Annotated in this window: 2 protein-coding genes; both read right to left on the bottom strand. The window is 65.2% G+C overall.

What is annotated here, in order from left to right; translation table 11 throughout:
- Positions 1-546: 546 nt before the first annotated feature.
- On the bottom strand, positions 547-708 hold the full coding sequence (locus DMX10_RS33405) for a hypothetical protein (protein WP_256604899.1): 162 nt from the start codon (positions 706-708) through the stop codon (positions 547-549).
- Entirely contained in the window at positions 705-1,172 is a 468-nt protein-coding gene (locus tag DMX10_RS32200; RefSeq protein ID WP_111264890.1) for a BRO family protein, read from the bottom strand. Before DMX10_RS32200 ends, DMX10_RS33405 begins: the two co-directional genes overlap by 4 nt.
- Positions 1,173-1,680 lie beyond the last annotated feature (508 nt).

Here is a 1,680-nt window from a genome sequence, read left to right as displayed (position 1 = left end):
GGTCGGGGCCGGCGGGTCGCCTGGCCGGGCGGGCCGGCTGGCGCTTCGGCAGACCCGCAACGCTGGCTGCGGTGCCGGGCATGATGGGGGAGGCCAGGCTGGCAGCGCCTTGAGCGCGCCTACCGCATCCTGGTGGAGCGTGCGGATTGCGACGGCTTTGCTGCCTGCGACTGGAACGTGGCCGGCAAGGCGCAGTTCGAGCCGGGCATCGCCATGAGCTGACAGGGGGCCCGCTGCAGGGCTTCGCGGTCCTCGCCGCTCAAGCGGCTCGACGACGTTGTCCGTACCCAGGCCCAGGCGTTCAATCCATGCATCGCCAAGGCGCTCCTCGCCAGAGGTCTACGTGGCCCGGGGCGGCCTATCGCCAGAGCGAGTTCATCCGTGAAAGACCTTCCATCCTCACGACCCACCCGTTGCCCCAAGGCCCCTCCCGATGCCGAGAGGGGCCGGGCTCGGGTCAGCTCTTCCGCAACGCCAGCTGCTCCAGCTTCATCAACTGCCAGAACTCCTGCTGGTTGCTGCGGCACAGGTCCGCCATCGCATCCATCAAGGCGCCTTCGCCGACCTCATCCAGGTAGGGCCGGGGATGCCCTCGCGCAGGCCCGCGTTGTCCCGGATGATCTCGGCGATCACATGCACGGTGTTCAACCGCGACTCCAGCCGATCCACCCACTGCCGCAGCCGGCGTTCCGCAACCTCCTGGCTCATACCGACACCTCCTGGCCGCTGGCCATGAACAGCGGCAAATCCCGCCAGGCCACCCACAGCTCACCCTGCCAGCGCACCACGCCCAGCTGCCGGCCCTCGTAGACCAGCGTTTCACGCGTGGGTGCCGCATCGGGCGTGCGGTGATAGTCATGCAGCGTCGGCACCAGCACCTCGTTCACCCAGCGGCCCACAGTGCCGTGCCTGGGCGTGCCGAACTGGAACAGCGCCCGGTAGGCGCCGATATCGCTGATCACCACCCCCTCTTCATGGAAGCCGTCGGTGTAGATGAGGGCGAGGGTTTGCTGCTGGTGAGGCTCCAGGGCCGGGAGCAAGGGGAGGGCATCGGCCAGGCCGATCAACTGCGCGAAATCATGGGCGACGAACCAGGGCTGGTTGTCGATCATCACGGCGCGCAGGCGTTGGTGGTGGTGATAGAAAACGAGGGGGGTGAAAGCGTTTTTCATGGCTTAGCTCCTGATGAATGAAGAAGCTGCCACCGTTCGCTGTCAGTCAAAGGGTGGCAGACCGCGCAGGGTTGACAGACCGGCATCAGGAACCGGCAGACCCGAGGGTCTCCCCGCGCGATCTGCCATAGAGCAGTGCAGTTGAAAACTGCATGCGAGCAAAGGCCTGCAAGAAACATTCGCCGTTTCCCGCATGCACCTTGCGGCGCAATCGCGCCTGATGACGGGCTGTCAAACCCGGCCACGGGATTTGCCGTGGCTGGGGGAGGATAGGGAGGAGGGAGTGGGAGGGCAAGGGTGTGGTCGCCGGATGGATCGCGGGGGGTGAATCAAACCAATGGCTATCTAACGACTCTGCTGCTCGTGACTGGCATCTTTCGACCGATTCTGTTGAAAAAGTAGCGTCCTCCCCATGCCGTTGGCAAAATTGCTCTGTCAGCGAGCGCGGGGGCGAATAGCATGATGGGGCAGTTACCGGGAGGGCAGCAGCGCCTGTTCTACTCGTTCA

This window comes from Pseudomonas sp. 57B-090624, from assembly GCF_003234055.1.
In the GTDB taxonomy this organism is placed as follows: Bacteria; Pseudomonadota; Gammaproteobacteria; order Pseudomonadales; family Pseudomonadaceae; genus Metapseudomonas; species Metapseudomonas tohonis.
This window is presented reverse-complemented; position numbering and strand designations above follow the sequence as displayed.